We start from the raw sequence: 26,804 nt of genomic DNA, 5'->3' as shown, positions 1-26,804 counted from the left end.
CGGACCCTCAGCCGGTCCGGCCCCCCACCGGGATGCCGGTCCACTCCGCGATCTCGCGCTGGAACCGCTCGGTCGAGAACGCGGTGGCGCGCGCACGACAGGCCGCTGGGTCGAGTCGCACGGCACCGTCGACCGCTGCGGCCAGGGTCGAATCCGCGAGGTCGTGGAGGAGCGTGCCGCTCGTTCCTTCCTGCACCGAGTCGCGAGCCCCGCCCTCGGCGTTCGCGACCACCGGCGTGCCGAGGGCCAGCGCCTCGACGGGCAGGATCCCGAAGTCCTCGACGGGAGGGAACACGTAGACCGCGGCACGCTGCAGGAGCGCCGCGAGCATCGCGTCGGAGGGCGTGCAGACGAAGTGCACCTCGACCCTCGACTCGGCAGCCAGCGCGCGCAGCCGCTCGGCATCCGGACCGTCGCCGGCGAGCACCACCGGACGCCCGGACGCCCGACCGGCATCGATGACGACGTCGAGGCGCTTGTACGGAACGAACCGCGAGGCACCGAGGACGAAGTCGGCAGGCAGCGCCTCGAGGACAGCGCGGTCGCGCTCGTCGAGCACGGACGCCCAGTCGGCGACCGCAGCGAGCCGCTCCACGCCGACCGGCGGGTTGATCACCTGAGCGTCGATGCCCCAGGTGTCGCGGATGCGCTGCTGCACGAAGCGACTGTTCGCGGCGACGTGACGGAGCCCCTGGGCGCGACGGCGGTCGACGGAGCGGAGTGCCGGCGAACCCGCGCGGGCGAGCATGGTCGATCCGCGGGCATCGAGTTCCGGGTTCCAGAGGTACCGGGCCGGCGTGTGCACGTAGGTGAACTGCCGGTCCGGGGCGACCCCGGTCACACGGGCCTGGTGGGCGAACAGGTGCGAGCTCACGATCGCCCAGTCGTACTCGCCGACGGTGCGCAGGCCGTGACTCCACAGGGCCGGGAGGAACGGCATCGACAGCGCCTTCCTGCCGCGGAGGGGCGACCGCGCCAGGACGCTCTCGACCACCCGCCGATCCGCGTATCGCCCGGGGGCGTCGTTCCACAGCCCGAACACGTCGGCGGCAGGGTAGGCATCGGCGAATGCGTCGACGACACGCTCGGCGCCGCCCACCGCCTCGATCCACTCATGGACGAGCAGTCCGCGCACGGTCGGCTCCGTTCTGGTCGGTGGCGGCGCGTTCCGCGCACGCCGCGATGGTCGCGATGGCGGAGATCGCCCGCTCGCGCATGGTCAGGAAGTCGTGCTCGTCGCCGCGTACCGGGTCTGCGACGTCGTCGAGCGCCGGGTCGGTCGGGGCCGTCGCGACCCGGAAGCGGGACACGAGGCGCGGGAGTTCCGCCCAGAACCGCTCGTCGACGGCATCGGCGTCCAGCAGGGGGCGGACGAGGCGGTCGAACTCCGCAATGGTGAAGGTCCGCCGCAGGAGGTGCGGCGCGAGGTCGAGGACCTGCGCTCGGTGCGCGCGCTCGAGCGTGAGCACGAGGTCCCTGTCGCGCAGCACCGCGGCGGTCAGCGGCGTCGAGACGAAGGCGCCCGGGTCGCCGCCGTCCTGTCCGACAGCGGCGGCGGAACGCGGGAACATCGGCGTACCCGCTGTCGCAGCGGTGCCGGCGCTGTCCACGCGGAAGACTCCGGGCAGCACTGCGTCGAGGCGCGCCCGGAGGACGCGTTCGACGTACGGCGAACGGCAGATGTTGCCCTCGCAGACGATGAGGATCGAGATCACTGATGGGCTCCTGTCAGGGTGACGGGTCGTGCACGGGCGGCGTCCGGTCCCGGTTCCGGCGGCTCGGCGACGGGGCGCCAGACGCTCGAGGCACATGCGGCGAGGAGCAGCCAGAGGATCGGCGTCGAAAAGTCCGGGGTGCCGACGAGCTTCGCGACGAGCACCGCGGCGAGCGCGACCGAGGCCGGGACGGTCGCCGGTGACCGCGCCGCGCGCACGAGCACGCCGAGCGCGAAGACGGCGAACGCGATCGTGCCCGGGATCCCGACGCAGGTCAGCAGCGTCATCCCGAAGGACGACGGCCGGTTCGCGCCGAGCCCCGCGCCGATGCCGAGGGTGTCGGCGAGGACCCCCCAGCTGAAGCCGTCCGCGCCGGTCCGGGAGTCGTACGACTGACTGCCGACCTTGTCGTCCACGATCGCCTCGACCGGTGCGGCGAGCTGCGGGCCGGCCGCGAGCAGCACGATCGCGATCGTCAGCCCCCCGAGGACGAACCAGACGGTGCCGCGTCCACCCCGGACGACGTACCGCACGGCGACCACGAGCAGGCCGACGGCGATCACGACGGCGGAGGCGACGACAGCGGTGCCGGACGCCGCCTGCAGGAGGTTCGCGCACGACAACGCACTCGCCGCGGCCCAGATCATCCGCTGCCCGCCGGACGACCGCAGTGCCGTGACGGCGAAGTACGCGGCGGCCGGGAGGGCGAACGCTGCGAGCTCGCTCGGTTCGCTGAAGACCCCCCGCAACCGCTCCCCCGGGAGCGCCCACGCATAGGCGACCCCCGGCAGCGTGTCCATCAGGGGTGCCAGCACGTCCGCACCTGCCTGCACGAGCACCCCGCGCACGGTGGTCACGACCGTGCCGACGACCAGCGCGATCCGGAGCGCGGTCTCCGTCGCCCCGACGCGGACGAGGTACAGCAACGCGCACACCGCGAGCAAGAGGTACCCGAGCTGCGCGAGGTTGCTGATCGAGTAGGTGAGGTACCCGGGGTCCAGCACCTGACCGTCCACACCGCCACGAGGGACGAGGACACGGATGCCGGCGAACATCCAGGGGGCGACGGCGGTGGCGATGGTCGCCCACGCGACGAAGGCTGCGAGCGCGTTCGCCGACCAGTGCGTGGTGCGCAGCGGGCGGGTCCCGAGGAGCGCGATGCCCGACGCGAGCGCCGCAGCCGAGAACAGGGGCACGCCGTTCCCTCCGGCGACGACGGCAGCCGTGTACGGCAGGCCGCCGGCGACGCCGATCACCGCGGGGAGCCACGTCCGACGGGCGATCAGCGCAACGGCGAGCACAGCCGTGAAGACGGCTCCGAGGACCGGCATGATCCCCCTCCATTCCACTGTCGCTTGCGGTGGTATTTCATATCATCTACGATAAGTATCACACATCCGATCGCCTCCCGGAAGGCCCCCAGTGACGCTCTCGCAGTTCCTCGAAGTGATCAGACGGCGATGGATCTCCGCGCTCGCGCTGGTCCTCCTCGCCACGTCGGCTGCCGTCGGCGTCACCCTCGTGCAGGCGCCGGAGTACCGCGCCTCGAGCGAGGTCTTCGTCTCGGTCGCCGCCGGCTCGTCGGTCACCGACCTCAGTCAGGGCAACAACTTCTCGGCGGCGCGCGTGAAGTCGTACACGGCGCTGGCGCTGACCCCGCGCGTCCTCGGCGCCGCGGCGAAGCAGCTCGGACTCCCGGCCGGCACCGACCTCTCGAAGGTCGTGACGGCGTCCTCCACCGACGAGACCGTGATCATCTCGCTCAGCGCGACGTCCACGTCCCCGGCCCGTGCGGCGGCGATCGCCAACGCGGTCACCACGCAGCTCGTCGCCGTCGTGGACGAGGTCGAGCGCTCATCGCAGCAGAGCGACCTCGTCCACCTGAGCGTGTTCCAGCAGGCGAAGGCACCGACGATGCCGTTCGCTCCGCGGATCCCGGTCAACCTCGCGATCGGCGTCCTCGCGGGCCTCGCACTCGGTGTTGCGCAGGCAGTCCTCCGCGAGGTCCTCGACACCCGGCTGCGGTCGTTCGACGCGCTCCGGCGCCTCACCACGGCGAGTGTGCTCGGCGAGTTCGGGGTGGACGACACCATCGCGAAACACCCCCTCGTCGCCGTCGACAACCGCTACAGCACCCGGGCCGAGAGCTTCCGGCAGCTGCGGACGCACCTGACGTACACGAACCTCGACGGCGGTCCGCAGAGCATCGTCGTGACGAGCGCGACCCCGGGCGAGGGCAAGTCCTCGACCGCCGTGAACCTCGCGCTCATGCTGGCGCAGAACGGGTCGCGGGTCCTGCTCGTCGACGCCGACCTGCGACGCCCGACGACCGGGACGTACTTGGGGATCGAGAGCCGCGTCGGCCTGTCCACCGTGCTCACCCGACAGGTCGCGCTCGACGATGCCATCCAGGAGGTCGGTGGGGACAACCCCCTGCACGTCCTCGCTGCGGGGCGGGTGCCGCCGAACCCGAGCGAACTCCTGAGCTCCAGCCGGATGGCGGACCTCGTCCGCGAGCTCGAATCCCGCTACGACGTCGTGATCGTCGACGCCCCGCCGCTCCTCCCGGTGACCGACCCCGCCGTCCTCGGCGCCATCTGCTCCGGGGTCCTGCTCGTCGTGAGCGTCAACGGACAGACACGGCGCGCCGACTTCGTCGCGGCCGAGCAGACCCTGCGGCAGGTGGGCGCACGACTGCTCGGGCTCGTGGTGAACCGCCTCCCAGCCCAGCGACGCATGAAGACCTACTACAACTACGAGCCCTCGGCGCCGGTGAGCGAGAGCCCTCGCCGCTCGTCACGCGCACGCAACGACTCGACCGCCACCACCGAACAGAAGGAAACCCGATGACCCGCAGCACACCGCCCCGATCGTTCGTCTACCTCGGCTGGCAGGGGTACGGCAACTTCGGCGACGACCTCCTGCACGAGACCTGGCGTGCCGCGCTCCGTCACCCCTTGGACGTCGAGGCGCCCCTGACCCGGCGGGACTACGCTCGCCGCTCACCGCGCTTCGTTCGCGACCGCGCCCGGCTGATCGGCCGCGAGCGGCTCGTGCTGCTCGGTGGCGGCACGACCGTCGGGTTCGCGTCCTGGGCCGGACACGTCGACCGTGCGACCCGGTACTTCGGCGCGACCGGCACCATCGGACTCGGTCTCGGGGCAGCTGCCGCCGACGACAGCTACTCGCTCGGGACACAACCGCAGCAGTGGGACGCCTGGCGTTCGCTCGACCGGTTCGCGCTGCACGGTGTCCGTGGGCCGCTCACCGAACACGAGGTCACCACGAACCTGTGCCCGGTCGACGTCGTGGGCGATCCGGCGCTGCTCTACCCCGAGCTCGTCCACGTCCAACGCACCGTCCGGCCCGACGGCCGGATCGGCGTCAGCATCGGATCTGATCCGACCACGAGGTTCGACGTCGACACGATCGCCGAGGCGGTCGACCGGCACGCGGCCGCGACCGGCACCACCGAGGTCGTCGCGTTCGCGCTGTCCGGGGCCGACCGCATGGCGGCGCACGGGTTGGCCGCCCGCCTGCGCACACCGGCGGTCGTGCACGAGTACATCGACGTCCCGACGACGATGGCCGCCATCGCGGGATGCGACCTGGTCGTGTCCGAACGACTCCACGGCGCCATCGCGGCGGTTTCGCTCGACGTGCCCACTGTCCCGCTGTCGTACGCGTCGAAGTGTGACGACTTCTGGCGCAGTGTCACGGACGGCCCCGCGCCGCTCACGGTGGGCCACGACGTCGACGAGCTCGTCCACGAGATGCAGATCGCCACCCGACACCGTGACGGGATCCGCGCCCGGACGGCCGAGCTCCGGGAGCGGCTGGGCTCCGTCCAGCAGCGCCTCCTCGACTGGCACACCGCAGGCTCGCCGACAGCCGAGCTCTTCGCCCGCACGAAGGCCCACGCGTGAACGCCGACCACCGCTTCCACCTCGTCGTCTCGACGATCCGGACGCCGGACCACCTCGCCCGCTGCCTCGAGACGATCGAGCGCGCCGGGGTGTCGGTGTTCGTCACCGTCGTCGAGCAGCGACCGACTCCGGATGCACTGGCCGTGCTGCAGCCGCTCATCGACGCCGGGCACGCCGAACACGTGCACCAGCCGGACGTCCGTGGCGTCAGCCGGGGCAGGAACGCCGGGATGACTCGACTCCGCGGTGAGGTGATCGCGTTCCCGGACGACGACTGCTGGTACCCCGACGGCGTCCTGGCGACGATCTCGCACCGGTTCGCGACGCAGGGGCTCGACGCGGCCTCGATCCCCTCCCGCGGAAGCGACGAGCAGGGCACGATGCTCCGCTGGCGCCGGCGCCCGGGTGACGTCACGAGTTGGCGGGTGCCGCGGACCGTCGTGAGCTCGGGGATCTTCATGCGTCGCGACGTCCTCGAACGCCTCGGCGATTTCGACGAGGACCTCGGTACGGGCTCCGGAACGCCCTTCGGGGCCGGCGAGGAGACCGACATGGTCCTCCGCGCCCTCGCCTCCGGTGCGCGGATGCGCTACATGCCGGACCTTTCGGTGCGGCACCCGGACTTCCGTGACGCCGGTATGACGACCGAGACCCTCGCGAAGGTCCGCCGGTACAACCGCGGCTTCGGTCGGGTCCTCCGCAAGCACGGTCTGTACGGGCAGGCCGCGTACTGGATCGGTCGCGGCCTGGTCGGGACCGTCGTCCGGACCGTCCGTGGCGACCGGCACGGAGCGCGCTTCCAGCACACGCAGATGAGCGCTCGGTTGCAGGGATGGCGGGGCCGGGACGACGAGGGCCGGGTGTACCCGGCCTGTGGACCCGTGGTATTTCGTCCACAACATACCGAGAAGTAGGATCCCGACGAGATGCGCCACGACACTGGCCCGATGCACCATCGATTCCACTTGATCATCGCCACGAACCGGCCGCCCGAGTACCTCGACCGAGCGATCCGGTCGATCCAAGCCGAGCCGTACCGGGTCTTCCTCTCGGTCGTCGCGCAGCGCCCGGTCCCCGAAGTACCCGACCGGCTCGCGGCGATGATCCGGGACGGCGACGGTGAGTACATCCACCAGCCCGGCGCCAGCGGTGTGAGTACCGCCCGGAACGCTGGGATGCGAATGCTCCGCGCTGACCTCGTCGGGTTCCCGGACGACGACTGCTGGTACCCGACCGGCGTGCTGTCCGCGATCGATGCCCGGTTCAGCAGGGTGGACGAAGAACCCCGGCTCGGCGGTTTGTGCATCCCGACGAAGGACGCGACCGGCCGAGGCACCATGCTCCGGTGGCTCGGGCGATCCCGACGGATCCGGGTGCGGGACGTCCCGCGCACCGTCATCTGCTCCGGGGTGTTCTTCCGGCGAGAGGTCCTCGACGACATCGGGGACTTCGACGACACGCTCGGGTCGGGTGTGGAGCCCTTCGGCTCCGGCGAGGAGAACGACCTGGTCATGCGCGCGGTCGAGGCCGGGGTGCGGGTCGACTTCGACGCGGACCTGTACGTGCACCACGGCGACTTCCGCGACGACGGACCCACCACCGCGGTCCTCGCAAAGGTCAGGCGGTACAACCGCGGGTTCGGGCGAGTGCTCCGGAAGCACGGTTGCTGGGGGCAGGCGAGCTACTGGGTCAGCCGATCGGTGGTCGCGCTCGTGATCGCTCGCGTCCGGCGCGACGCCGCCGCGGTCGAGCAACAGCACGCCCAGCTCGCCGGGCGGTGGCAGGGGTGGTTCGGCCGCGATGACGCCGGGCACCGTCACCCCGTGCACCCACGCACGCGCTGAGGTGCGCCGGCCGCGGGACGGGTCGTGGGGTGTCTGCCCCACGACCGTGTCGCGCGGAGCACCGGCCGCTCGAGCAGGTACCACGATGCCGAGGCCACACCGATGCCCACCAGAGCGAGCCCCAGGCGCACCACACCGGTGGACGGGTCACCCCCGGGCTCGATTCGGAGCAGCGGGTAGTGCCACAAGTAGAGCCCGTACGAGATGGTCCCGAACCAGCGGGCGATCGCCAGGTCGAGCGCGGGAGCACCACCGAGCGCCCCTGCGACGACGACGAGCGCTGCGACCGCCACCGCTGCCGTCTCGACCCAGCGAGCCGCACCGGGCAGGGACCCGACCGTGATCGGCAGCGTGCACGCCGACAGCACCACGAGCAGTGTCGCGCCCACGCCGCCGACCCCGAGCACGACGGCGCTCGGACGTCCGGTCCGCAAGTCGATCTGACCGAGACCGCGGAGACTGCCCGTGCGCACGGCGAACGCGGCGAGCGCACCCACGAGCAGGGCGGCGGCGCTCGTGTCGAGCCCGTACGCCAGGCGGTCGTACGGCAGCACGACCGTGCCGACGACCCGCCAGGTGACCGCAGCACCGACGAGTCCGCAGAGCGCGACCGCGGCAGTGCGGGGCCGAGTGCGGGCGAGGACGCCGAGCAGGATGAGGACGAGGGGCCAGACGAGGTAGAACTGCTCTTCGACGGCGAGCGACCAGGTGTGCTCGAACGGTCCGAGCTCGACGCCGAGTACCCGGGCGTGGTTGCCCGTGTAGGACCCGACGGTGGCGAGGACGCGGGGCAGATCACCGCGGATCGGGTCTGCCAGCACGATCACCGCGACGGTCACCACCACCAGGACGGCCGTCCACGCCGGGAGCAGCCGTGCCGCGCGGCGGAGCCAGAACCGGCCGAGGTGGATCCGCCCGGCACGCTCGGCCTCGTCGAGGAGCGCCCGGGTGATCACGAAGCCGGAGAGCACGAAGAAGGTCGTCACCCCGACGACCCCGCCGTAGGGGACGACCGACTCTGCGGTGTGCGACGCGACGACGAGCAGGACCGCGAGGCCGCGGAGCCCGTCGAGTTGCGTGAGGCGGTCCGCCGGTTCACCCATTCCAGACCACGAACCGGGGCTTCCACGTCGCCGACATCGCGAGCTTGCCACCGGTTCCCCGGACGGCTTTCGTGCCCCCGTAGGCGTCGACGATGGTGCCGTCGCCGGGCAGACCCACACTGATGGGCAGTTCGTCGAACCGGTCAGCGGTCTGCCACACGACCCGCACCGAGCGTGTGCCGTCGGCCGAGACGAACCGGGCTTCGCGCACGGCACCCGTCACGAACTGACCGGCGAACCGCATGCCGGCGAGCTGGCGCTGCATCGTCGCGTACGCAGCGGCAGCGGGCTTCGGCTCGTACGCGCGGCTCGGCGCGTCGACGAGCCCGAAGGTCCTGGCACTGCCGTCCGGATCAGGTTGGTCCGGGGCGGCCATCTCGAACGAGAACACCCGCTCGACGCCGTACTGCGCGGCGAGCACGTGGGTCCGGACCAGGAACGCCGCCTGGTCGTCCTCGGAGACCCAGCCTGGCCTGCCGTTCGGGGTCGGCCATCCGACCTCGGTGATCCAGATCGGCAACGGTTCGCCGTTCGCACGGGGGTACTTCGCCGCTTTGTCCCGGAGCCAACGAAGCGCGTTCTCGATGCACGGGTTCGTCGCGACACAGTGCTCCGGCGCGTACGGCTGGTTGTACGGGTGCACGCTGATCGCATCGATGTGGTCGGCACCACCGAGCCGGAACCACTCGTCGAGCCAGCGGAGTTCGCCCGACGACACGGCGTTCTCGGCCGGCCCGACGATCCGTGCATCCGGGTCGACGCTCCTGATCGTCGCGGCCGTGACCCGTGACAGCGCGATGTACGCGGCAGGGTCGGCGGACCGGGTGCCGTGGGTGTTCGTCCACTCGTTCCAGATCTCGAACGAGCGGTCGGCGTCCGGGTACCGGTCGCGCATGTGCGTCACCGCCTCGGACACGAACCGGCGCCAGGCTGCTGTCTGCGCCGGGTCCGAGACGTCCGGCGGGGTCATCGCGCCGCCGGTGTACGCCATGTGACCGTAGTCGAGGACGAACAGCGGAGCGACGCCACGGTCGCGCACGATGGGGTCCACTCGCGCATCAGTGCTACGGAAGTCGAACACGCCCGGCACCTTCTCGACGGTGGACCACTGCAGGTCCTGGCGGAAGCCCGCGGCGCCCAGCCCGTCGAGTGTCGGGAGCGCCGCGGCGACCGGCCCGGGCGAGCCGTTCATCGTGACGTTGAAGAAGGCGTCACGGTGCTCGACGCCCGGCGTCCGGACGAACCGGAAGGACGTCTCGGGCAGAGCGGGGCCGTGCGCCGTCACGCGGTACGTGCCCGCGTTGAGACGTCGAGTCGGACGGATCTCCGCTCGTCCGGAGGAACCGACGACGGCGTCGCCGGCTTCGACGAGCACGCCTCTGGCGTCGGTGATCCGCCAGCCCACGTCCGCGAGCGCCGGTGTCCCCGCGGCACCGACTGCGAACGTGACCGGTTGATCCGGTGCGAAGAGACCGTTGGCCGACATCGGCTGGATCGTCGGTCGAGCGGTCGCCGTCGATGCTCCGGCGGCGTGGGCCGGCTGCCGCACAGTCGCTTCGGCGAACAGCAGCAGGGTCGTCGCCGCGGCGAGGACGACGACGCCGGAGGCTCTCCTGCGGGGACGGGTCGCGGGAGGTCGGGAGTCGGACGGGACGTGGGTCGATGGCATCCCACCACGCTCGCCCGGTGCCGGTACCGACGCCAAACATGTTGAATGACGCCGAGTTCGGAAGTGGCGTCAACTAGTCTCGGGCCGTGCGATGGAGTCGAGTGAACTGGCCGTCCGTGGGCTACGTCTCCCTCGAGGACTTCGACGGGCAGCGGGAACACGTCGCCCGCGTGCTCGAGGACGCTCCCCCGGCCGTCGCCGCACTCCTGACCGTCAAGTGGACGGACTCCCGCATCGCACGGTGGGACGTCGAGCACCCGGACCCCGCGCACCCGGACGACGAGGACGACGACGACACCGGGACGGCGGTCGACCTGCCGGGCCACGGCGTCCCCGACCCGGTCGTCGTGCACACCGAGGTCATCGTCCGCAACGACGAGGTGCTCGACACCCCCGACGGCCTGTGGCGCCGGTGGAACCACGCCAAGGTCACGCTCCGACTCCGCGACGCGGTGGTGGACCCACCCCACACCGACCCCGCAGCACTGCTCGCCGGGGACGCCCACGTCGTGCGCGGTGAGCTCGAGTACCTGCACGAGCTCGACCAGTGGGAGCTCCGCCTGCTCGTCTCCCCCGTCGGCGAGGTCGCGATCCGCTTCCGGGGCGTCCGGGTCGCGATCCGCAGCGTGCCCGAGTCCGTCTACACGGAGCTCGATGCACGGCCGGCGCGCGGCTGGCACGGTCCGGTGCCGGACGGCTGGGTCGAGTACGCCACCGAGGTGGTGCGTGCCGCCGCGTACGGCGACCTGGGCGGACTGCACCTGGCCGACGACGCGAGTGACGTCGACGACGTCGACCCGCGCTGGGGCGTCGCCCCGCTGCACGCCGCCGCGTGGTTCGACCGGCCCGAGATGCTCGAGGAACTCCTGCGCCGCGGCGCGTCGCTGCAACTCACCGACACCGAGGGGCGGACGCCGCTGACGCTGGCGATCGACCGCGATGCACGTCGGGCGATCGACGTGCTCGTGGCTGCGGGCGCCGACCTGGAGGCCCGGGACACCGACGGCAACACCCCGATCGTCCGCGCCGCCTGGGGTGGCCACGCCGCGATCGTGCGTTCGCTCGCCGCCGCGGGTGCGGACACCAGGGCGCTCGGCTCACGGGGCGCGTCCCTGCTGATCGCCGCGGTCGACTCCGGTGACCTGGACACGGTGCGGTCCGTGCTCGCCCTGGACGTCGACGTGAACGCCGAGGACGACGAGGGCTCGACCGCCACCGCTCGCGCAGAACTGCTCCGCGACCGAGCGGTCGCGGAGCAGTTGGCGCACTACTACTCGGGGAGCTGATCGAGCCGGCGGGCTACTCCGCCGTCTCGATGGCGTTCGCCTGGGCGACCTTCCCGTACCAGTGCGCGGACGGCTTCGGCGTGCGCTCGAACGTCTCCGGGTCCCACGACACCAGGCCGAAGGTCGGACGGAAGCCGGACGCCCACTCGTAGTTGTCCAGGAGCGACCAGTGCTGGTAGCCGAGGACCTCGATGCCGTCGTCGATGCAGCGGTGGATGCCCTCGAGCGCGCCCTGCGTGTACGCCTGTCGACGGGTGTCGTCGGCGGTGGCGATGCCGTTCTCGGTGATCATCAGCGGGACACCGCCGGACAGCTCCCACGCGCTGCGCAGCCCGTCGGCCGAGGCCTCCGGGTAGAACTCCCAGCCGGTCAGGGTCGTCTCGACGTCGTCCGCCACGGGCAACGGGCCGGAAGCGCCGATGAAGGTCCGGGTGTACGCCTGCACGCCGAGGAAGTCGTCGCCGGCGGCGTTCTCCAGGTACCAGTCGTCGCGCGGGTACCCGTACTCGCGGAGCATCGCGTCCGCGCCGGGCTCACCGTTGGACTTGAACGCCTGCGTCGCGACGGTCCAGCCGCTCTGGATGCCATCCACCTGGGAGAGCACCTCCCGCGAACGCTTGTGGGACTCGAGCAGGGCGTCGGCGACGCCCAGGTCCGGGTTCGGCAGGCCGTACGCCACCAGGTTCGACGCGTCCTCGCCGCCGGCGAGCATCGCGGCGATGTTCGGCTCGTTGATCGTGCAGACGTACCGGACACCGTCGGACACCACGGGCAGCGCGGCCTCGGTGTAGCGGGCGAACAGGTCGGCCGCGTCGGGTGCGCGCCAGAAGCCGTCGCGTTCGAACCAGCGGGGCACCGTGAAGTGCATGAGCGTGACGATCGGCTCGATGCCGAACTCGTGGCAGGCGTCGACCATGCGGCGGTAGTGGTCGATCTCGGCGCGGCTGACGGACCCGCGTTCCGGCTCGATGCGCGCCCACTCGATGCTGAACCGGTACGAGTTCAGGCCGAGCTCGGCGGCGATCCGGATGTCCTCGCGGTAGCGGTGGTAGCTGTCCGCGGCGTCGCCGGACGGCTCGACGATGGTGGTGTCCGGCTCGTGCTCGTGCACCCACCAGTTCGAGTTGACGTTGTTGCCCTCGATCTGGTGCGCGGCGGTGGCGGCGCCCCAGAGGAAGCCCTTCGGGAAGTCGAGCGTGCTGATGACGGGGTCCTTTCAGTGGGCGTTCATGAACGCATCGAAGACGGCGACCGTGCCGAGCGGGTTCTCGATCTGGGGGCCGTGGTAGCTCTCGGCGATCACCTCGTACGACGCACCGAGACGCGACGCCATGTCCGCCTGCCACGGGATCGGCCAGGCGCCGTCCCAGACGCCGTGCGCCACGAGCACCGGCAGTCCGGTCGCGCGGAGTTCCTCGGTGGTGTCGGCGCGGTCCTCGAGGACCGCCGCGCCGCCGAGGACGCTGAGGACGCTCGTGTGGTCGAAGCGTTCGCGGACCATCCGGGCGTCGTCGGGGAGTTCGGCGTCGGGGCGGCCGGCCCAGAGCGGGTTCTGCGCGTCGAACAGCGCACGGTTGGAGCCCGTGTCGGCGACGATCGTCTTCTCGGCGGCCTTGCGGTACGACCAGCCGTGCGGGCCGGAGCAGAACATCGTCACGTCGCGGAACGACGTCGGCGAGGCGATCGCTGCGGCGCGGACGATCACGCCGCCGAGCGAGTGGCCGACGAGGTGGACCGGAGCGCCGTCGTCGAGCAGTTCGGCGACACGGACGACGTCGGCGGCCTCCTGCTCGAGCGTGTACGCCGTGCGGTCGTCGGGCGAGACCGAGTCGGCCTGTCCACGGCGGCTGATCGCCACCGCCGACCACCCGGCGTCGCGGAGGAGCGGCAGGAACGTGCGCCAGTCCTCCTTGGAGCCGGTGTAGCCCGGGACGATGAGCACGACGCCCTTCGACACCCCGGACGGCACGATCCGGTACGCCGTGAGGCGGCCGATCGGCAGGTCGATCCCGACGACGTCGACCCCGTCCGGCGTCGGCAGGTGGCCGAACGCCGGCACCGCCGGGAAGTCGTGCAGCGTGGTCACAGCCGGCCCTCCGCGAGGGCGCGGCGGGGGTTCGGCACGGCGTCGAGCAGGGCGATCGTGTACGGGTCCTGCGGGTTCTGCAGCACCTCGGCCGTCCGTCCCCGCTCGACCACGGCACCCTCGTGGAGCACCATGATGTCGTCGGTGATGAGCCGCGCGCTGAGCAGGTCGTGCGTGATGTAGAGGAGCGAGACGCCCCACTGCTCGCGCAGGTCCTCGAGCAGGGCGAGCACGCCGGCGCGCAACGTCACGTCGAGCATCGAGACCGGCTCGTCGGCGATGATCACCTGCGGGTCGGACGCGAGTGCCCGGGCGATGACGACGCGCTGCCGCTGCCCACCGGAGAGCTGGTGCGGGAGCTTCTGCGCGAACTGCTCGACCGGGGTCAGGCCCACGGTCTCGAGGAGCTCGAGCACGCGGCGCCGGGCGTCCTGCCCCGTCAGGTCCGTGTAGTTCGCGATCGGGCGGGACAGCGTGTACTCCACGGTGTGCAGCGGGTTGAGCGCCGCGTACGGGTCCTGGAACACCATCTGCACCTCGGAGCGGAGGTCCCGCAGGCCGCGCTTGCCCAGGCGTGCGACGTCGAGGTCGCCGAACCGGACGGTGCCGGTCGTCGGCTTCTCGACCCCGGTCAGGAGCTTCGCGATGGTCGACTTGCCCGAACCGGACTGGCCGACCAGGGCGAGCGACTGCCCCGGCTCGAGGGTGAACGACACGTCGCGCACCGCCTGCACGGGCTGCTCGCCGCGGCGCGGCGCCGGGTAGGTCTTCACGATGTTCGAGACGACGATCGGGTTCTTCGCCGCCGAGCGCTCACGCGACCCGACGGTGCTGAACGACGACGTGGCCTCCTGCCGCTTCTCGCCGGACGTCGCACGCTGCGACCGGTCCGGGAACCCGGGCAGGGACACGATCTCGGCCCGCGGGTCGGCGTAGTGCGACAGCAGCATCTGCGTGTACTCGTCCTGCGGGTTGCGCAGGAGCTCCTTCGAGCCGCCGTCCTCGACGATGCGGCCCTCGTGCATGACGAGCACGCGCTCGGTGGCCTCGAGCACGATGCCGAGGTCGTGGCTGATCAGGATCGCCGTGAAGCCCTCGGCCTGCTGCAGCTCGATGATCGTGTCCATGACGGCGTGCTGCACGAGCACGTCGAGTGCCGTGGTCGGCTCGTCGAACACCATGAGCTGCGGTTCGAGCGACAGGGCCAGGGCGATCGAGACACGCTGCCGCATGCCGCCGGAGAGCTCCCCGGGGAACCGGGCGAGCATCGACGTCGGCAGCTTCACCTTCTCGATGAGCTCCTTCATCCGGGCGTCCCACCGGTCGCGCGACACGTGGCCGTGCGCCTTGAAGATGTCGATGAAGTGGTTCCGGACGGTGCGCACCGGGTTGAGCGCGTTCATGCCGGACTGCAGCACCATCGCGAAGCCGCCCTGGCGCTGCTGCCGGAGCGCTTCCTCGTCGAGGTCACGGATGTCGTGGCCGTTGAAGACGATGCTGCCGCCGTTCGTCCGCGCCGGCGGCTTCTGCAGACGCGTCAGCGCGTAGCCGAGCGTCGACTTGCCCGAACCGGACTCGCCGACGAGGCCGACGAACTCGCCCTTCCGCAAGCTGAACGACACGTGGTCGACCGCCTGGACGGCCGTCTGGCCGGCCGATTCGTACACGACCGACAGGTCGCGGACGTCCAGCAGGACGCTCTGGGCGTCACCACCGTCGGACGGGAGGCCCGTGGCGGCGCCGTCCCGCGCCTCCAGGCCGTCTGCTGGTTGCGTCGTACGCGAGCCGCTCATGCGGTCGCCTCCTTGCGCTTCGGGCGCGCGCCTTCGCGCAGCCGCGGGTTGGACACGGCGTCGACGCCGAAGTTGATCAGGGTGAGGCTCATCGCGAGCAGCGCGATGCAGAGGCCGGGGGCGAAGAGCAGGATCCACTGGCCGGTGAGCAGCGCGTTGGAGTTCTGCGCCCAGTAGAGGATCGTGCCCCAGCTGACGATCGACGAGTCGCCGAGCCCGAGGAACTCGAGGCCCGCCTCGGCCAGGATCGCGCTCGTGGCCGCTCCGAAGAACGAGCCGACGATGAGCGAGGTCATGTTCGGCAGGATCTCGCGGAACACGATGCGGGTCGCACCGTCACCCGAGAACTGCGCCGCCGTCACGAAGTCGCGACCGCGCAGGGACTGCGTCTGGCTGCGCAGCACGCGCGCGCCCCAGGCCCAGCCGGTGACGACGATCACCGCGATGATGACCGCGATGCCGCCGTTCTGCAGGTACGCCGCGATGACGATCATCAGGGGCAGGCCCGGGATGACCAGGAACAGGTTCACGATGAAGCCGATGACCTCGCCGATCCACCCGCGGACGTAGCCCCAGCTGAGGCCGATCGCGACGGCGACGAGCGTCGACAGGATGCCGGCGACGGCACCCACCATCACGGAGATCCGTGCGCCGTAGATGATCTGGGACAGGACGTCCTCGCCGGCGGCGGTGGTGCCCATCCAGTGGTCGGCGGTCGCGTCGGCGGACCGGGCGAAGCCGTTCTGGCTGGCACCGTACGGGGCCAGGAGCGGCGCGAAGATCGCGACGAGCACGAACACCGCGAGGATGATGATGCCGATCCGGGCCTTCGAGTTCGACCAGACGACGCCGAACTGGCGGGCGATGCTCTTCCACTTGGAAGGAGCCTGTTGTTCGTCGGTGTCCTGGGTCCGGACAGCGACAGTGGCGTTGTTGGTCATCGGCGCGTCCTCGGGTCCAGGACGCCGTACATGACGTCCACGATGAAGTTGGCGATGAGCACCGACACGGTGATCATCAGGAAGAGGGCCTGCATCAGCGGGTAGTCCTGCCCGATGACGGCGTTGAACAGCAGGTAGCCGATGCCGGGGTAGCCGAAGACCTGCTCGACCAGCACCGAACCGCCGACCACGCCACCGAGTGCCAGACCGAAGCCGGTCAGGTTCGGCAGGATCGCGTTCCGCGCCGCGTACCGGACGGCCACGGTGCGGCCGCGCAGACCGTTCGCCTCGGCGAAGGTCACGTAGTCGTCACCGAGGGTGTTGATCATCGCGTTGCGCATGCCGATGATCCAGCCGCCGAGGCTCGTCACGAGGATCGTCACCGCTGGCAGCACCGCGTGCTGCAGGGCATCGGCCGCGAACGCGCCGTTGAGCCCCGGGGTGGTGGTCGCCGAGTAGGCACCCGTCGTCGGGAACCAGTGCAGCACGTAGCCGAGGAAGAACAGCAGGAGCAGGGCGGTCCAGAAGTACGGGAACGTCGACATGAAGGAGCCCGACAGCGTCGGGAGCGAGTCCAGCCAGGTGCCGCGCTTCCACGCCGCCGCGACGCCGATCAGGGTGCCGAGGACGAACGCGAGGATCGTGACGACGCCGACCAGGATGAGCGTGTACGGCAGGGCCTTCGACACCAGGTCGCCGACCGGCTGCGGGTAGAACGTGTAGCTCACCCCGAAGTCGAGTGTGACGACCTGGTGCAGGTAGTTGACGTACTGGTCCCACAGGTTGCCCGTGGGGACGCCGAGCTGGGCCTCGATGGCCTTCTTGGTGGCTTCGGTGACGGGGCCGTTCTGGCTGAGCTTCGCCAGCGCGGCGTCCGACGGGCTGCCCGGCATGAGGCGCGGGAGCACGAAGTTCAGCGTGACCGCGGCCCAGAGGGTCAGGACGAAGAGGACGAGTTTCTGGAGGATGTACTTCACTTCTGGTCCTCTTGCTGCTTCAGGATCTCCTGGCCGGCTGCGCTGTCCCGGAGCCGGAGCTTCGAGAAGATGAGCAGCGGTGCGGAGTCGTAGTTCTGCGGGGCCATGTACGGGTCCTCGGCGCTGGGCCAACCGACGAACTTGCCGGTGTTGAACAGCCCCCAGAGCCCGCCGTAGTACATGCCGATCACGGGCAGCTCGTCGTACACGATCTCCTGCAGCTGGTTCAGGATCTCCTGCTGCTTCGCCGTGTCCGTCGTCGCCTTGTACTCGTCGAGGAGCTTCTGGGTGTCGGCGTTCTTGTAGCGCTCGTAGTTGTTCACCGTCGACTTGCCGACCGGCTGGTAGAAGTCGCTGCTGAGCAGGGAGTTGAACGCCTGGTAGACGTCACCGTTCCCCATGCCGCCCATCGCCATGTCGAACGTGCCGTTGTTGATGTTCTGCTGGTAGCCGGCGGGCTGCGGTGCCTGGATCGTCACCTTCACGCCGATGGCCGTCAGGTCGCGACGGACCTCCTGCGCGGCACGGAGCCAGTCCGAGTAGCCGTTCGCGGTCATGATGGTGATGGACAGCTGCTTGCCGTCCTTCATGATCTTCCCGCCCTGCTCGGTCCAGCCGGACTTCGCGAACGCGGCCTTCGCAGCGTCGACGTCCTGCGTGATCATGCCCTGGTCGGGGATGTCCGGGTTGAGGTACTTCTCCTGGTTCGGCAGGATCAGGCCGGTCTGGCCCGCTGCCGCCAGGTTGCCCTCGGACGCGGTCTCGGCGATGTCGTCACGGTTCAGCGCGAGCGAGATGCCCTTGCGGACGTTGACGTCGTTGTACGGGGCCTTCGTCAGGTTCGGGATGAGGCCGATCACACCACCGGCCGGGAACCACCACTGGTTGGTCTTCGACGCGGCGCCCCAGGTGCCCTTGACGTCCGAGATGAACGAGTACGCCCAGTCGTAGCCGCGGGTGACGGTGTCGAGCTGCGTGTTCGTCGCCGGCAGGATGAGGTGCTTGATGGCGATCTTGTCGGCCTGCCAGTACGTCGGGTTCTTGTCCATCGAGTACTGCTGGTCGGTGTAGTTGCCGAGCACGAACGGACCGGTGCCGACCGGGTTCGGGTCGCGGAACGTCGTGGGGTCCTTCACGCCGCCCCAGTGCTGCTCACCGAGGATGTACGTCGCGCCGATGATGTTCAGGCTCGGCACGTCGTCGCTCTTGAGGTGGAAGACGACGTGGTCGCCGTCCACCTCGATGCTCTTGATGTGCTGCCAGGCGCCCTTGACGTCCATCGCCGGGAACTTCTTCAGCAGGTCGAAAGTGAAGGCCACGTCCTTCGCCGAGAACGGCGAGCCGTCGGACCACTCGACGCCCTGGCGGATCGTCATGTCGATCGTGCTGGCGTCCGGTTGGCTCCACTTGCTGGCCAGCCACGGGGTGCCCTTGCCGTCGAGCGGGTTGATCTCGATGAGCGGCTCGTACATCCACTTGGAGGCCGTGCGGGCGTTCGCGATGTACGGGTTGAAGTTGCGGTCGAACAGCGGGTTGCCGTGGTCCGCGTTGATGAGCATCGTGTCCTTGCCGATCGTGGGATCGGGTTCGGACCGGACCTGGATGCTGCAGCCGGTGGCCATGAGGGCCACGGCTGCGAGCCCGGCGATCGCCGCGACGAGGCGGCCGCGTCGTCGGGTGCTGCCGGGGCGCGTTCCGGGAGCGCGGGTCCCGGGGTCGCGCTTGCCGCGCGTGCGCTGTGGGGGAAGCGTCATTGCTCGGTCGACCTCCGTGTCGAATCGGTACTGGGTCAATGTATGCGCTTACATCGCGTCGCGCAACACCGGGGTTCCGTGCCGGGGTGGTACGCAGTGGCGGGCGGCGGCAGTGAGGGTCGGAGCGAGGGTCGGAGCGAGGGTCGCTGCGCACGGTGCGCGTTCCGTCGCCGGGTGCGAGGCTGCCCGCTCCGTGCGCGGTTACAGGCCCGCACCGGGCGGTCAACGTCGCACGGGATGACCAAAGCCGCACGGTGCGGACGCACCGCCGCGCCGCTCGCCGCACCGCCGCGCCGCTCGCCGCGCCGCTCGCCGCGCCGCGCGTCACAGCGCCGGCGGGCAGCTCTCGCGCAGCAGCACCTCGACCGGTAGCCGGACGGCGCGCGGCGGCCCCTCGCGGTGGTCCAGCCGGTCGACGATCGCCCGCACCGCCGCACGCCCGAGCTCCCCCATCGGCTGGTGCACGGTGGTGAGCCGCGGCGACGAGAAGCGCCCGGCGTCGATGCCGTCGAACCCGGTGACGACGACGTCCTCGGGCACGCGCAGGCCCCGGGCGGTGGCGGCGTCGAGCACCCCGAGCGCCGACTGGTCGTTCGAGCACACGATGGCCCGGGGCACCTCGTCCGCCAGCAGCGTCGCCGCCAGCTCCCGCGCCCGCGCCCGGCCGAAGTCGCCGTGCACCACCCGGACCGACGACGCCGGCACCCCGTGGTCCGCCAACGCCGACCGGAAGCCCGTCGAGCGCTCCATGTCGTCCGGTGAGTCGATCGGGCCTGCGACGTAGGCGAGCGACCGGATGCCGAGCCGCCCGATCACGTGCGACGCGAGCGTCCGCATGCCGGCGCTGTTGTCCACGCTCACGGAGTCGAACCCGTGCGACCGCCGGTCGTCGGCGAGCACCACGACCGGGATCCGACGCGCGACGTGCTCGAGCAGGTCGTCCGGCACGGTCTGCGCGAGCACGGCGAGGCCGTCCACCCGGCCGGCGACGTCGTTGACGATCACGTCGCGCGAGGACCCCCGACCGGCGGCGACCATGAGCGCGAGTCCGCGCTGCCAGGCCTCGGTCTCGGCGCCGCGCAGGACCTCGTCGAAGTACAGGTTCGAGGAGAACGGCTGGGTCACGTGGCGGCGGTCGTCGACCACGCGGACGCCCCCGTCGGTGACCAGGTCCGGCCGTTCGTCGGGCACCACGTCGAACCCGGGCAGCAGCAGTCCGACGACGCCGGTGCGCTTGCCGGCGAGGGCTCGGGCGTTGCCGGAGGGCACGTAGCCGAGGCTGCGGATCGCCGCTTGGACGCGGTCCCGGGTGCCCTCGCGGACGGCGTCCGGCGTGCGGAGCACGCGCGAGACGGTCGCGATCGAGACGTTCGCGGCACTGGCGACGTCGTAGACCGTGGGAGGTGCGGTACGTGGTGCAGCCAAGCCGTGCCTCCCGTCCGACGTCCGCTGGTGCGCACCGGGGCGGCGCGGCCGCACCATCCTAGGCACGGTCCGTGACGGCACTTCTCCACATGTGACGAAAGCCCTTGCGGCGGCCGGAGCGACCGCGCGACACTGTCACGACCTCAGTACGTCCCGTGAGGAAGCGCACCGGCGGGCAGGATGCCCGCGCACACCACGATGCCCACACGCAGGGGAAGGACACCGACATGTCACAGGCGACACGATCCGGAAGCAAGCTGGCGAACCGCGCGAGCCACGACGAGGCCGAGGTGCGCGACGCGCTGCTCGAGCGCACCGACGGCGGCGGTTCGACGTTCGACCAGCTCGACGCGACGGAGGAGCGCGCGTACCGCCCGTAGCGGGTCACGTCCGGCGTCGACCGGGCGACGGCCAGGAGGCGCGGACCGGCACCTGCTGTCGGGTCGCGTCTCCGGGGCGGTCGCGTCCAGTGCCCTGCTCGCCCGGCAGATCGGGTCACGCTCCACGCTCCACGCGTGCCGTCAGGTCACGCGGTTCGCGTCAGCGCTCGGTCGCCCCGACGATCGTCATGCCCGCGCCGCGCAGTCGGCGGCGCTCCTGCGCGATCCAACCGAGCAACCGGTCGTTCGTCCCGGCGACGTGCGCTGCGACGAGCCCGGCCGCACGGTCGGCGTCGCCGTCGCGCACGGCGTCGATGATGGCGCTGTGCTCGTCCCACGCGGCGTCGCGGGCCTCGGGCGTGCGGACCTCGATCCACCGGGTGCGCTCGAGACGGGTCAGGGCATCGGCGATCGCGTCGGTGATGAACCGGTTGCCGCCGAGCGCCGCCAGGTCGAGGTGGAACGTCGAGCCCATCCGGATGCCGGCCTGCTGGTCGGGCGTCGGGCGCAGGGCGTCGAGGTGCCCGCGGACCTCGGCGAGCTGCTCGGCGCTCGCCCGCTCGACCGCGAGTCGGGTGGCGGCGGGTTCGAGCACGCCCCGGAGTTCGGCGAGCGAGGCGATCTCGTCGAGGTCGATCGGAGTGACCGTCCACGAGCGCCCCTCGTGCAGGATGAGGCCCTCGCGCTCGAGCCGCGACAGTGCGGCACGGACGGGGGTCCGCGAGGCGTGGAACCGCGCTTCGAGACCGCGCTCCGAGATGCGCTCACCCGGCGCGATGTCGAGCGTCAGGATCGCGGCACGCAGGTTGTCGTAGAGCTGGGCCGTCTGCGACACCGGGGTTGCATCGGTCGTGTCGGTCACGGCCAACAACTCTAGCGGGGACACCGTCGGAATGGTATACCGTTGTGGTATACCAATTGCTTCCGACATGAAACGATGCGAGCCACCACGATGACCGCGACCGCCGCACCCCCGACGCCCACCACGATCGGCCGCCGAGCGTGGACGATGCTCGCGCTCGGGGTCGCCGCGCAGGCCGCCGGGACCCTGGTGGTGACGGCTCCCGCTCTGCTCATCCCGTACCTGCACGCGAACGGCACGTCCCTGACCGTCGCGGGCGTGCTCGCCGCCGCGCCGACGTTCGGCATGGTCCTGACCCTCATCGCCTGGGGCGCGATCACCGACCGGATCGGCGAACGGATCGTGATCGCCGGCGGGCTCGTGCTGACGACCCTCGCGGTGGTCGGGGCATGGCTCGCCGCGGGAGACCCGGTCCTGCTCGGGCTGGCCTTCCTGCTGGGCGGCATGACGAGCGCGTCGACGAACGCCGCGAGCGGCCGGGTCGTCGTCGGGTGGTTCCCGAAGGAGCGGCGCGGGCTCGCGATGGGCATCCGGCAGATGTCGCAGCCGCTCGGGGTGACGCTCGCGGCCGTCACGGTGCCGCAGCTCGCCGAGGGGCCCGGGATCCGCGCGGCCCTCGTCCTGCCGATCGTCCTCTGCGCCGTGCTCGCGGTGCTCTGCGCCATCGGCATCCAGAACCCGCCACGACCGGCCCGGCACACCGCACCGGCCGACGCGACGGCGAACCCGTACCGGGCGAGCGGGTTCCTCTGGCGGATCCACGCGGTGTCGATCCTGCTCGTGGTGCCGCAGTTCACCCTGTCGACCTACGGGCTGGTGTGGCTCGTCGGACTGGGCTGGTCGACGGCCGCGGCAGGGCTGCTCGTCGGGGCGTCGCAGTTCGTCGGGGCGATCGGACGGATCCTGGTCGGGGTCTGGAGCGACCGGGCCGGCTCACGCGTCGGACCGCTTCGGATCGTCGTCGTGAGTGCCGCCGTCGTGATGGGGCTCCTCGCGCTCGTCGACGTCACGCACCTGGCCGCCGGAGCCGTGTTCCTGGTGATCGCGACGAGCGTCACCGTGGCGGACAACGGGCTGGCCTACACGTCGGTCGCCGAGGCGGCCGGGCCGTTCTGGTCCGGTCGCGCCCTCGGCACGCAGAACACCGGGCAGTTCATCGCGGCGAGCGCCGTCGGCCCGGGAATCGGGGCCCTGGTGACGGCGCTCGGGTTCGCGGCGTCGTTCGGCATCGTGGCCGTGCTGCCGCTGCTGGCCCTGCCGCTGGTCCCGCGCGCGGACCGGTCGCACGACTGACCCGCGCGATGCACTGTAGGAACGGGCGTACCTGGTCGAAAGAACTGACCAGGTACGCCCGTTTCGATAAGGTGCGCGCGCGGCTCGCTAGGCGGGGACCACCGGGCCGACGGGCCAGCGCAGCAGCGCGGCGGCGGGAGCGCCACCGGGCAGCGACGCGGCGTTGACGAGCACGAGCTCGGCGTCGGTCAGGACCGCGGCCCGCACGAGCGCGCACACCGCCGGCACCGCCCCGATCACCGGCGTCCCCGCGGCCTGCTCCGGTGCGGTGGCGACCCACGGCGCCCCGGCGAGCGCGAGCAGCGTCCGGTCGCCGATGGCCACGGCGTCGAGGGCGACGGTCGCACCCTGGGCCTGCTGCAGCGCCTCGACGACGGGTCCGAGGCCGGTGACGACCTGGTTGTCGCCACGCCCGACGTGCGTGCGGAGCGAGTCCTCGAGGTCGTGACGGCGGGTGGCGACGACGCGGGCGAGTGCGGTCTCGACGTGCTCGACGAACGCCTGCTTCGAACCGGCGTCGGCTCGCGGGTCGCCCGGGAACACCGAGACGAGTGCACGGGTCTCGGACGAGAGTGCCTTCACCAGCAGCTCGCGGGCGGTGACGTCACCGGCGACGACGACGAGTCCGGGGCGGATCGTCCGAACGGCCTCGTCCACGGCGGCAGCGGTCTCCGAGGAGTTCTGCTTCCAGATCTCCTCGGTGTGCTGCTGCCAGTGCGGCTGCTTCCACCCGGTGCCGGCCTTGGCGTAGTGCAGGGTGTCGTTCCGGCCTGCCACCTGCTGCTCGGACGCGTCGGCCGCGACCGGAGCGTGCCCGAGGCGGTAGGCACGGAAGGCCCCGCCCTCCTTGCCGGCGTGGACCACCAGGAACGGCAGGTCGACGGGACGGTGGGCGACGAGCGGCACCAGGTCGGGCACGGCTCCGACGCCGACGGACTCCGATCCGTGCAGCGGCCCGGGCAGGACCTCGCTCAGCACGACCTCGCCGTCGTGCACGAGCACGTACCGGGTGACGGGCGAGGGGACGCCGGGCTCCTGCTCGAACTCGGTGGCGACGGCGTCGACGACCTCGTCGGACGCACCCTGTGCCCGGAGCCCCTCCTCGACACCGCGGAGCTTGAGCGCCGCCTGTCGTCGGGGATCCTCGACGTTGCCGGAGACGTCGGCGTAGGCCCAGGCCCAGGTGCCGCCGCCCTCCAGTCGCTCTCCCAGGATCCGGTGCAGTTCGCTCGTCGCGTTGGTCGACGTCATGGCAGCTCCTCTCGGACGGTTGCCGGAGCTGATGAGCCCCGGCGCTCTCACGTGCGACCACACTCCACCTCGCCGCCACCGGGCGTCCACAGTCGGGAGCGAACACCCAGGCGCGAATCTGCAACGACGCTCGGTTTTGTGGTTGGCTGACCTGGACCCCGAATCGACGACGAACCGGAGTGCGGCAATGACGCCACGACCACGACCCATCTCCAGACGACAACTCCTGGGCTTCGGCATCGGCACGGCGGCGGCAGGGCTGCTCGCCGGCTGCGCGGTCCCCGGTTCCACCAACGTGAACAAGGCCGCCCTCGTGCCGGCCGCCGCGTCGGGCGAGACCGTCCAGCTCACCTACTGGGCCTGGTTGAAGGACCTGCAGAAGGTCTGCGACGTCTGGAACAAGACGCACCCGAACATCCAGGTGTCGGCGAACTGGATCCCCGGTGGCAACAGCGGCGGGTACCAGAAGATGTACTCCGCACTGGCGGCCGGCGGCGGTCCGGACATCGGTCAGGTCGAGCTTCGGCAGATCCCCGAGTTCATGCTCGCCAACGGTCTCGTCGACCTCGCCCGCTACGGCGCGAAGGACTTCGAGTCCAAGTACGACGAGGCGGCGTGGGCGCAGGTGTCGTTCGTCGACGGCATCTACGGCATCCCGCAGGACACCGGCCCCATGGGCTTCTACTACCAGACCGCCCTGCTCGAGCAGGCCGGCGGTGAACCCCCGACGACGTGGGACGAGTGGCGGGACCTGGCCGAGAAGGTCCGGAAGACGGGCAAGCAGAACTACCTCGAGGTGTTCCCGGTCTCGGACGCGTCACCGTTCGCCGCGTACGCACAGCAGGCCGGCGCCCGCTGGTTCAAGGTCGACGGTGACGAGTGGGTCGTCGACATGACCGACGACAAGACCCTGATGGTCGCGGACTTCTTCGACGGGGTCATCGACGACAAGCTCGTCGACACCAGCGCCGGTGCGTACTCCCCCGGCTGGTACGCCTCGGCCGCGAGCGGCAAGATCGCCGCCGTCACGAGCGCGAGCTGGGGCGACGCCCTGATCGAGTCCGTGCAGGGCGGCGAGGGCAAGTGGAAGGTCGCCCCGATGCAGAAGTGGGGCGCCGACGGCTTCGGCTCGAGCGCCATCGGCGGGTCGACGGCGGCGGTCCTGGCGAACGCGAAGCACCCGAGGGAGGCGCTCGAGTTCATCACGTGGATGACCACCTCGAAGGAGGGCATCGACGCGATGATCAAGCACTGCGGCATCGGCTGGTCGCCCGCGGTCGACTACATCGGCAAGCAGCGTGAGCAGCCGTCGAAGTGGTTCTCCGGCCAGAACTACAACGAGGACGTCTTCGTGCCGGCCTCGAAGGAGCAGAACATCGACTGGTCGTGGTCCCCCGTGACCCAGTCGGCGTTCACGAGCCTGCAGAACCAGTTCCGCCGGAAGCTCACCTCCGGCCTCAAGCTCTCCGACGCGGTGGAACTCGCGCAGCGGGAGATCGTCCAGTCCTTCAAGGACAAGGGCCTCAGCGTCAGGACGGCACGATGAGCCAGCAGACCAGCACGCGACCCGCCTTCCGCACGAGCACGAAGGCCACGAGTGCGCAGAAGCGTGCCCCGTGGATCCTGCTCGCGCCGTTCCTGGCCCTGTTCCTGCTGACGTTCATCATCCCGATCATCAGCGCCCTGTTCCAGTCGTTCACGACCGTCGACCGCGAGGGCCTGTTCGGCGAGGACGGCGTCGTCGGCAAGTTCGCCGGCTTCGACAACTACGCGATCGCGCTGCAGGACTCCGGCTTCGTCGCCTCGATCGGCCGCATGCTGCTCTTCGGCATCGTGCAGGTCCCGGTGATGATCATCGCCTGCACGATCCTCGCGCTGCTGCTCGAGTCGGCGAGCGCCCGCTGGCCGGGCTTCTTCCGCGCGATCTACTTCATGCCGTACGGCGTCCCCGGCGTCATCGCGACGATCCTGTGGTCGTTCCTGTACGTGCCCGGCCTGTCGCCGATCGTGTCGCTGCTGCAGTCGATGGGGCTGCAGCCGGACTTCCTCGGCGCGAACAGCGTGCTGTGGTCGATCGCGAACATCGTCACGTGGACCTACACGGGCTACAACATGCTCATCATCGTGGCGCAGCTGAAGTCGATCCCCGGCGAGGTCTACGAGGCCGCCAAGATGGACGGTGCCGGCCCGTTCCAGGTCGCATGGCGGATCCAGATCCCGCTCATCGCCCCGGCCCTGGTGCTCACGACGGTGTTCTCGATCATCGGGACGCTGCAGCTCTTCGCCGAGCCGCAGATCCTGTCCACGGTCGCCCCGGCGATCGACACCGAGTACACGCCGAACTACGCCGCGTACACGAACGCGTTCGCGTTCAACGAGTACGGCGTCGCGAGTGCGCAGGCGGTCATCATCGCGCTGGCCGCGTTCATCCTGTCGTTCGCGTTCCTCGCGTTGACGAACCGCGCGCCGAAGGACGAACGCGACCGGCGCAAGCGCGCC

General features: G+C 70.8%; 22 protein-coding genes and 1 pseudogene. 9 read left to right on the top strand and 14 right to left on the bottom strand.

The window, feature by feature from the left end; genetic code table 11:
* Nucleotides 1–7: 7 nt before the first annotated feature.
* Genes EDF28_RS05340 through EDF28_RS05335 form a run of 3 tightly spaced genes read right to left on the bottom strand, consistent with a single transcriptional unit; the run spans nt 8 to nt 3,046 of the window.
* Nucleotides 8–1,135: a glycosyltransferase gene (locus tag EDF28_RS05340; protein ID WP_123937412.1), complete on the bottom strand. Its 1,128-nt coding sequence runs from the start codon at nt 1,133–1,135 to the stop codon at nt 8–10.
* Nucleotides 1,113–1,715, bottom strand: coding sequence for a low molecular weight phosphatase family protein (locus EDF28_RS19160; RefSeq protein WP_185094138.1), 603 nt, complete (start codon nt 1,713–1,715; stop codon nt 1,113–1,115). Before EDF28_RS19160 ends, EDF28_RS05340 begins: the two co-directional genes overlap by 23 nt.
* Nucleotides 1,712–3,046 (bottom strand): hypothetical protein, encoded by a 1,335-nt coding sequence (locus EDF28_RS05335; RefSeq protein ID WP_185094137.1) that lies wholly within the window; start codon nt 3,044–3,046, stop codon nt 1,712–1,714. The genes EDF28_RS19160 and EDF28_RS05335 overlap by 4 nt, the downstream gene beginning before the upstream one ends.
* 91 nt (nt 3,047–3,137) lie before the next feature.
* On the opposite strand from EDF28_RS05335, the gene EDF28_RS05330 reads away from it, so the two are divergent.
* Genes EDF28_RS05330 through EDF28_RS05315 form a run of 4 tightly spaced genes read left to right on the top strand, consistent with a single transcriptional unit; the run spans nt 3,138 to nt 7,485 of the window.
* Entirely contained in the window at nt 3,138–4,565 is a 1,428-nt protein-coding gene (locus EDF28_RS05330) for a polysaccharide biosynthesis tyrosine autokinase (RefSeq protein ID WP_123937411.1), read from the top strand.
* Nucleotides 4,562–5,641 carry a polysaccharide pyruvyl transferase family protein gene (locus EDF28_RS05325; protein ID WP_123937410.1) on the top strand — a complete coding sequence of 360 codons (1,080 nt, stop codon included), beginning with the start codon at nt 4,562–4,564 and terminating at the stop codon, nt 5,639–5,641. Before EDF28_RS05330 ends, EDF28_RS05325 begins: the two co-directional genes overlap by 4 nt.
* Nucleotides 5,638–6,555: a glycosyltransferase family 2 protein gene (locus tag EDF28_RS05320; RefSeq protein ID WP_185094136.1), complete on the top strand. Its 918-nt coding sequence runs from the start codon at nt 5,638–5,640 to the stop codon at nt 6,553–6,555. Before EDF28_RS05325 ends, EDF28_RS05320 begins: the two co-directional genes overlap by 4 nt.
* 33 nt (nt 6,556–6,588) lie before the next feature.
* Nucleotides 6,589–7,485: a glycosyltransferase family 2 protein gene (locus tag EDF28_RS05315; protein ID WP_185094135.1), complete on the top strand. Its 897-nt coding sequence runs from the start codon at nt 6,589–6,591 to the stop codon at nt 7,483–7,485.
* Here the strand turns inward: EDF28_RS05315 and EDF28_RS05310 are convergent.
* Nucleotides 7,458–8,588 (bottom strand): acyltransferase, encoded by a 1,131-nt coding sequence (locus tag EDF28_RS05310; protein ID WP_123937407.1) that lies wholly within the window; start codon nt 8,586–8,588, stop codon nt 7,458–7,460. The genes EDF28_RS05315 and EDF28_RS05310 overlap by 28 nt on opposite strands.
* Complete coding sequence (locus EDF28_RS05305; RefSeq protein ID WP_123937406.1) at nt 8,581–10,257, bottom strand: GH39 family glycosyl hydrolase; 1,677 nt, start codon at nt 10,255–10,257, stop codon at nt 8,581–8,583. Before EDF28_RS05305 ends, EDF28_RS05310 begins: the two co-directional genes overlap by 8 nt.
* Before the next feature lie 86 nt (nt 10,258–10,343).
* Between EDF28_RS05305 and EDF28_RS05300 the strand changes: the two genes are divergently transcribed.
* Nucleotides 10,344–11,543, top strand: coding sequence for an ankyrin repeat domain-containing protein (locus EDF28_RS05300; RefSeq protein ID WP_123937405.1), 1,200 nt, complete (start codon nt 10,344–10,346; stop codon nt 11,541–11,543).
* Nucleotides 11,544–11,556: 13 nt separating this feature from the next.
* Here EDF28_RS05300 and EDF28_RS05295 read toward each other — a convergent pair whose 3' ends face one another.
* The 7 genes from EDF28_RS05295 to EDF28_RS05265 form a co-directional block, all read right to left on the bottom strand.
* A complete protein-coding gene (locus tag EDF28_RS05295; RefSeq protein ID WP_123937404.1) occupies nt 11,557–12,747 on the bottom strand; it encodes a glycoside hydrolase family 1 protein in 1,191 nt (396 codons plus the stop codon).
* A 12-nt stretch (nt 12,748–12,759) separates the two neighbouring features.
* Nucleotides 12,760–13,629: an alpha/beta fold hydrolase gene (locus tag EDF28_RS05290; protein ID WP_123937403.1), complete on the bottom strand. Its 870-nt coding sequence runs from the start codon at nt 13,627–13,629 to the stop codon at nt 12,760–12,762.
* Complete coding sequence (locus tag EDF28_RS05285; RefSeq protein WP_123937402.1) at nt 13,626–15,422, bottom strand: ABC transporter ATP-binding protein; 1,797 nt, start codon at nt 15,420–15,422, stop codon at nt 13,626–13,628. The genes EDF28_RS05290 and EDF28_RS05285 overlap by 4 nt, the downstream gene beginning before the upstream one ends.
* Nucleotides 15,419–16,363, bottom strand: a complete 945-nt coding sequence (locus EDF28_RS05280; protein ID WP_123293511.1) for an ABC transporter permease — start codon at nt 16,361–16,363, stop codon at nt 15,419–15,421. Before EDF28_RS05280 ends, EDF28_RS05285 begins: the two co-directional genes overlap by 4 nt.
* Complete coding sequence (locus tag EDF28_RS05275; protein ID WP_111085432.1) at nt 16,360–17,340, bottom strand: ABC transporter permease; 981 nt, start codon at nt 17,338–17,340, stop codon at nt 16,360–16,362. The genes EDF28_RS05280 and EDF28_RS05275 overlap by 4 nt, the downstream gene beginning before the upstream one ends.
* On the bottom strand, nt 17,337–19,094 hold the full coding sequence (locus EDF28_RS05270; RefSeq protein WP_260154541.1) for an ABC transporter substrate-binding protein: 1,758 nt from the start codon (nt 19,092–19,094) through the stop codon (nt 17,337–17,339). Before EDF28_RS05270 ends, EDF28_RS05275 begins: the two co-directional genes overlap by 4 nt.
* A 324-nt stretch (nt 19,095–19,418) precedes the next feature.
* On the bottom strand, nt 19,419–20,519 hold the full coding sequence (locus tag EDF28_RS05265) for a LacI family DNA-binding transcriptional regulator (RefSeq protein ID WP_228505604.1): 1,101 nt from the start codon (nt 20,517–20,519) through the stop codon (nt 19,419–19,421).
* A 227-nt stretch (nt 20,520–20,746) separates the two neighbouring features.
* Between EDF28_RS05265 and EDF28_RS19155 the strand changes: the two genes are divergently transcribed.
* On the top strand, nt 20,747–20,899 hold the full coding sequence (locus EDF28_RS19155; RefSeq protein WP_185094134.1) for a hypothetical protein: 153 nt from the start codon (nt 20,747–20,749) through the stop codon (nt 20,897–20,899).
* Nucleotides 20,900–21,059: 160 nt separating this feature from the next.
* Here EDF28_RS19155 and EDF28_RS05260 read toward each other — a convergent pair whose 3' ends face one another.
* Complete coding sequence (locus EDF28_RS05260) at nt 21,060–21,761, bottom strand: GntR family transcriptional regulator (protein WP_235035805.1); 702 nt, start codon at nt 21,759–21,761, stop codon at nt 21,060–21,062.
* Between the two features lie 90 nt (nt 21,762–21,851).
* Between EDF28_RS05260 and EDF28_RS05255 the strand changes: the two genes are divergently transcribed.
* On the top strand, nt 21,852–23,054 hold the full coding sequence (locus EDF28_RS05255) for an MFS transporter (RefSeq protein ID WP_123937401.1): 1,203 nt from the start codon (nt 21,852–21,854) through the stop codon (nt 23,052–23,054).
* Between the two features lie 87 nt (nt 23,055–23,141).
* Here the strand turns inward: EDF28_RS05255 and EDF28_RS05250 are convergent, their stop codons facing one another.
* Nucleotides 23,142–24,305 (bottom strand): hypothetical protein, encoded by a 1,164-nt coding sequence (locus EDF28_RS05250; protein ID WP_123293507.1) that lies wholly within the window; start codon nt 24,303–24,305, stop codon nt 23,142–23,144.
* A gap of 187 nt (nt 24,306–24,492) precedes the next feature.
* Here EDF28_RS05250 and EDF28_RS05245 point away from each other — a divergent pair, with 187 nt between their 5' ends.
* On the top strand, nt 24,493–25,851 hold the full coding sequence (locus tag EDF28_RS05245) for a sugar ABC transporter substrate-binding protein (RefSeq protein ID WP_123293506.1): 1,359 nt from the start codon (nt 24,493–24,495) through the stop codon (nt 25,849–25,851).
* Nucleotides 25,848–26,768 (top strand): annotated as a pseudogene (locus EDF28_RS05240) (carbohydrate ABC transporter permease); the annotation flags it as partial. The gene EDF28_RS05245 and the pseudogene EDF28_RS05240, both read left to right, overlap by 4 nt.
* Between the last annotated feature and the right edge of the window lie 36 nt (nt 26,769–26,804).

The sequence above is a fragment of the Curtobacterium sp. PhB137 genome (assembly GCF_003814955.1).
Classification (GTDB): domain Bacteria; phylum Actinomycetota; class Actinomycetes; order Actinomycetales; family Microbacteriaceae; genus Curtobacterium.
Note: the sequence above shows the minus strand (reverse complement) of the source record. Positions and strands in the feature narration are given on the sequence as shown.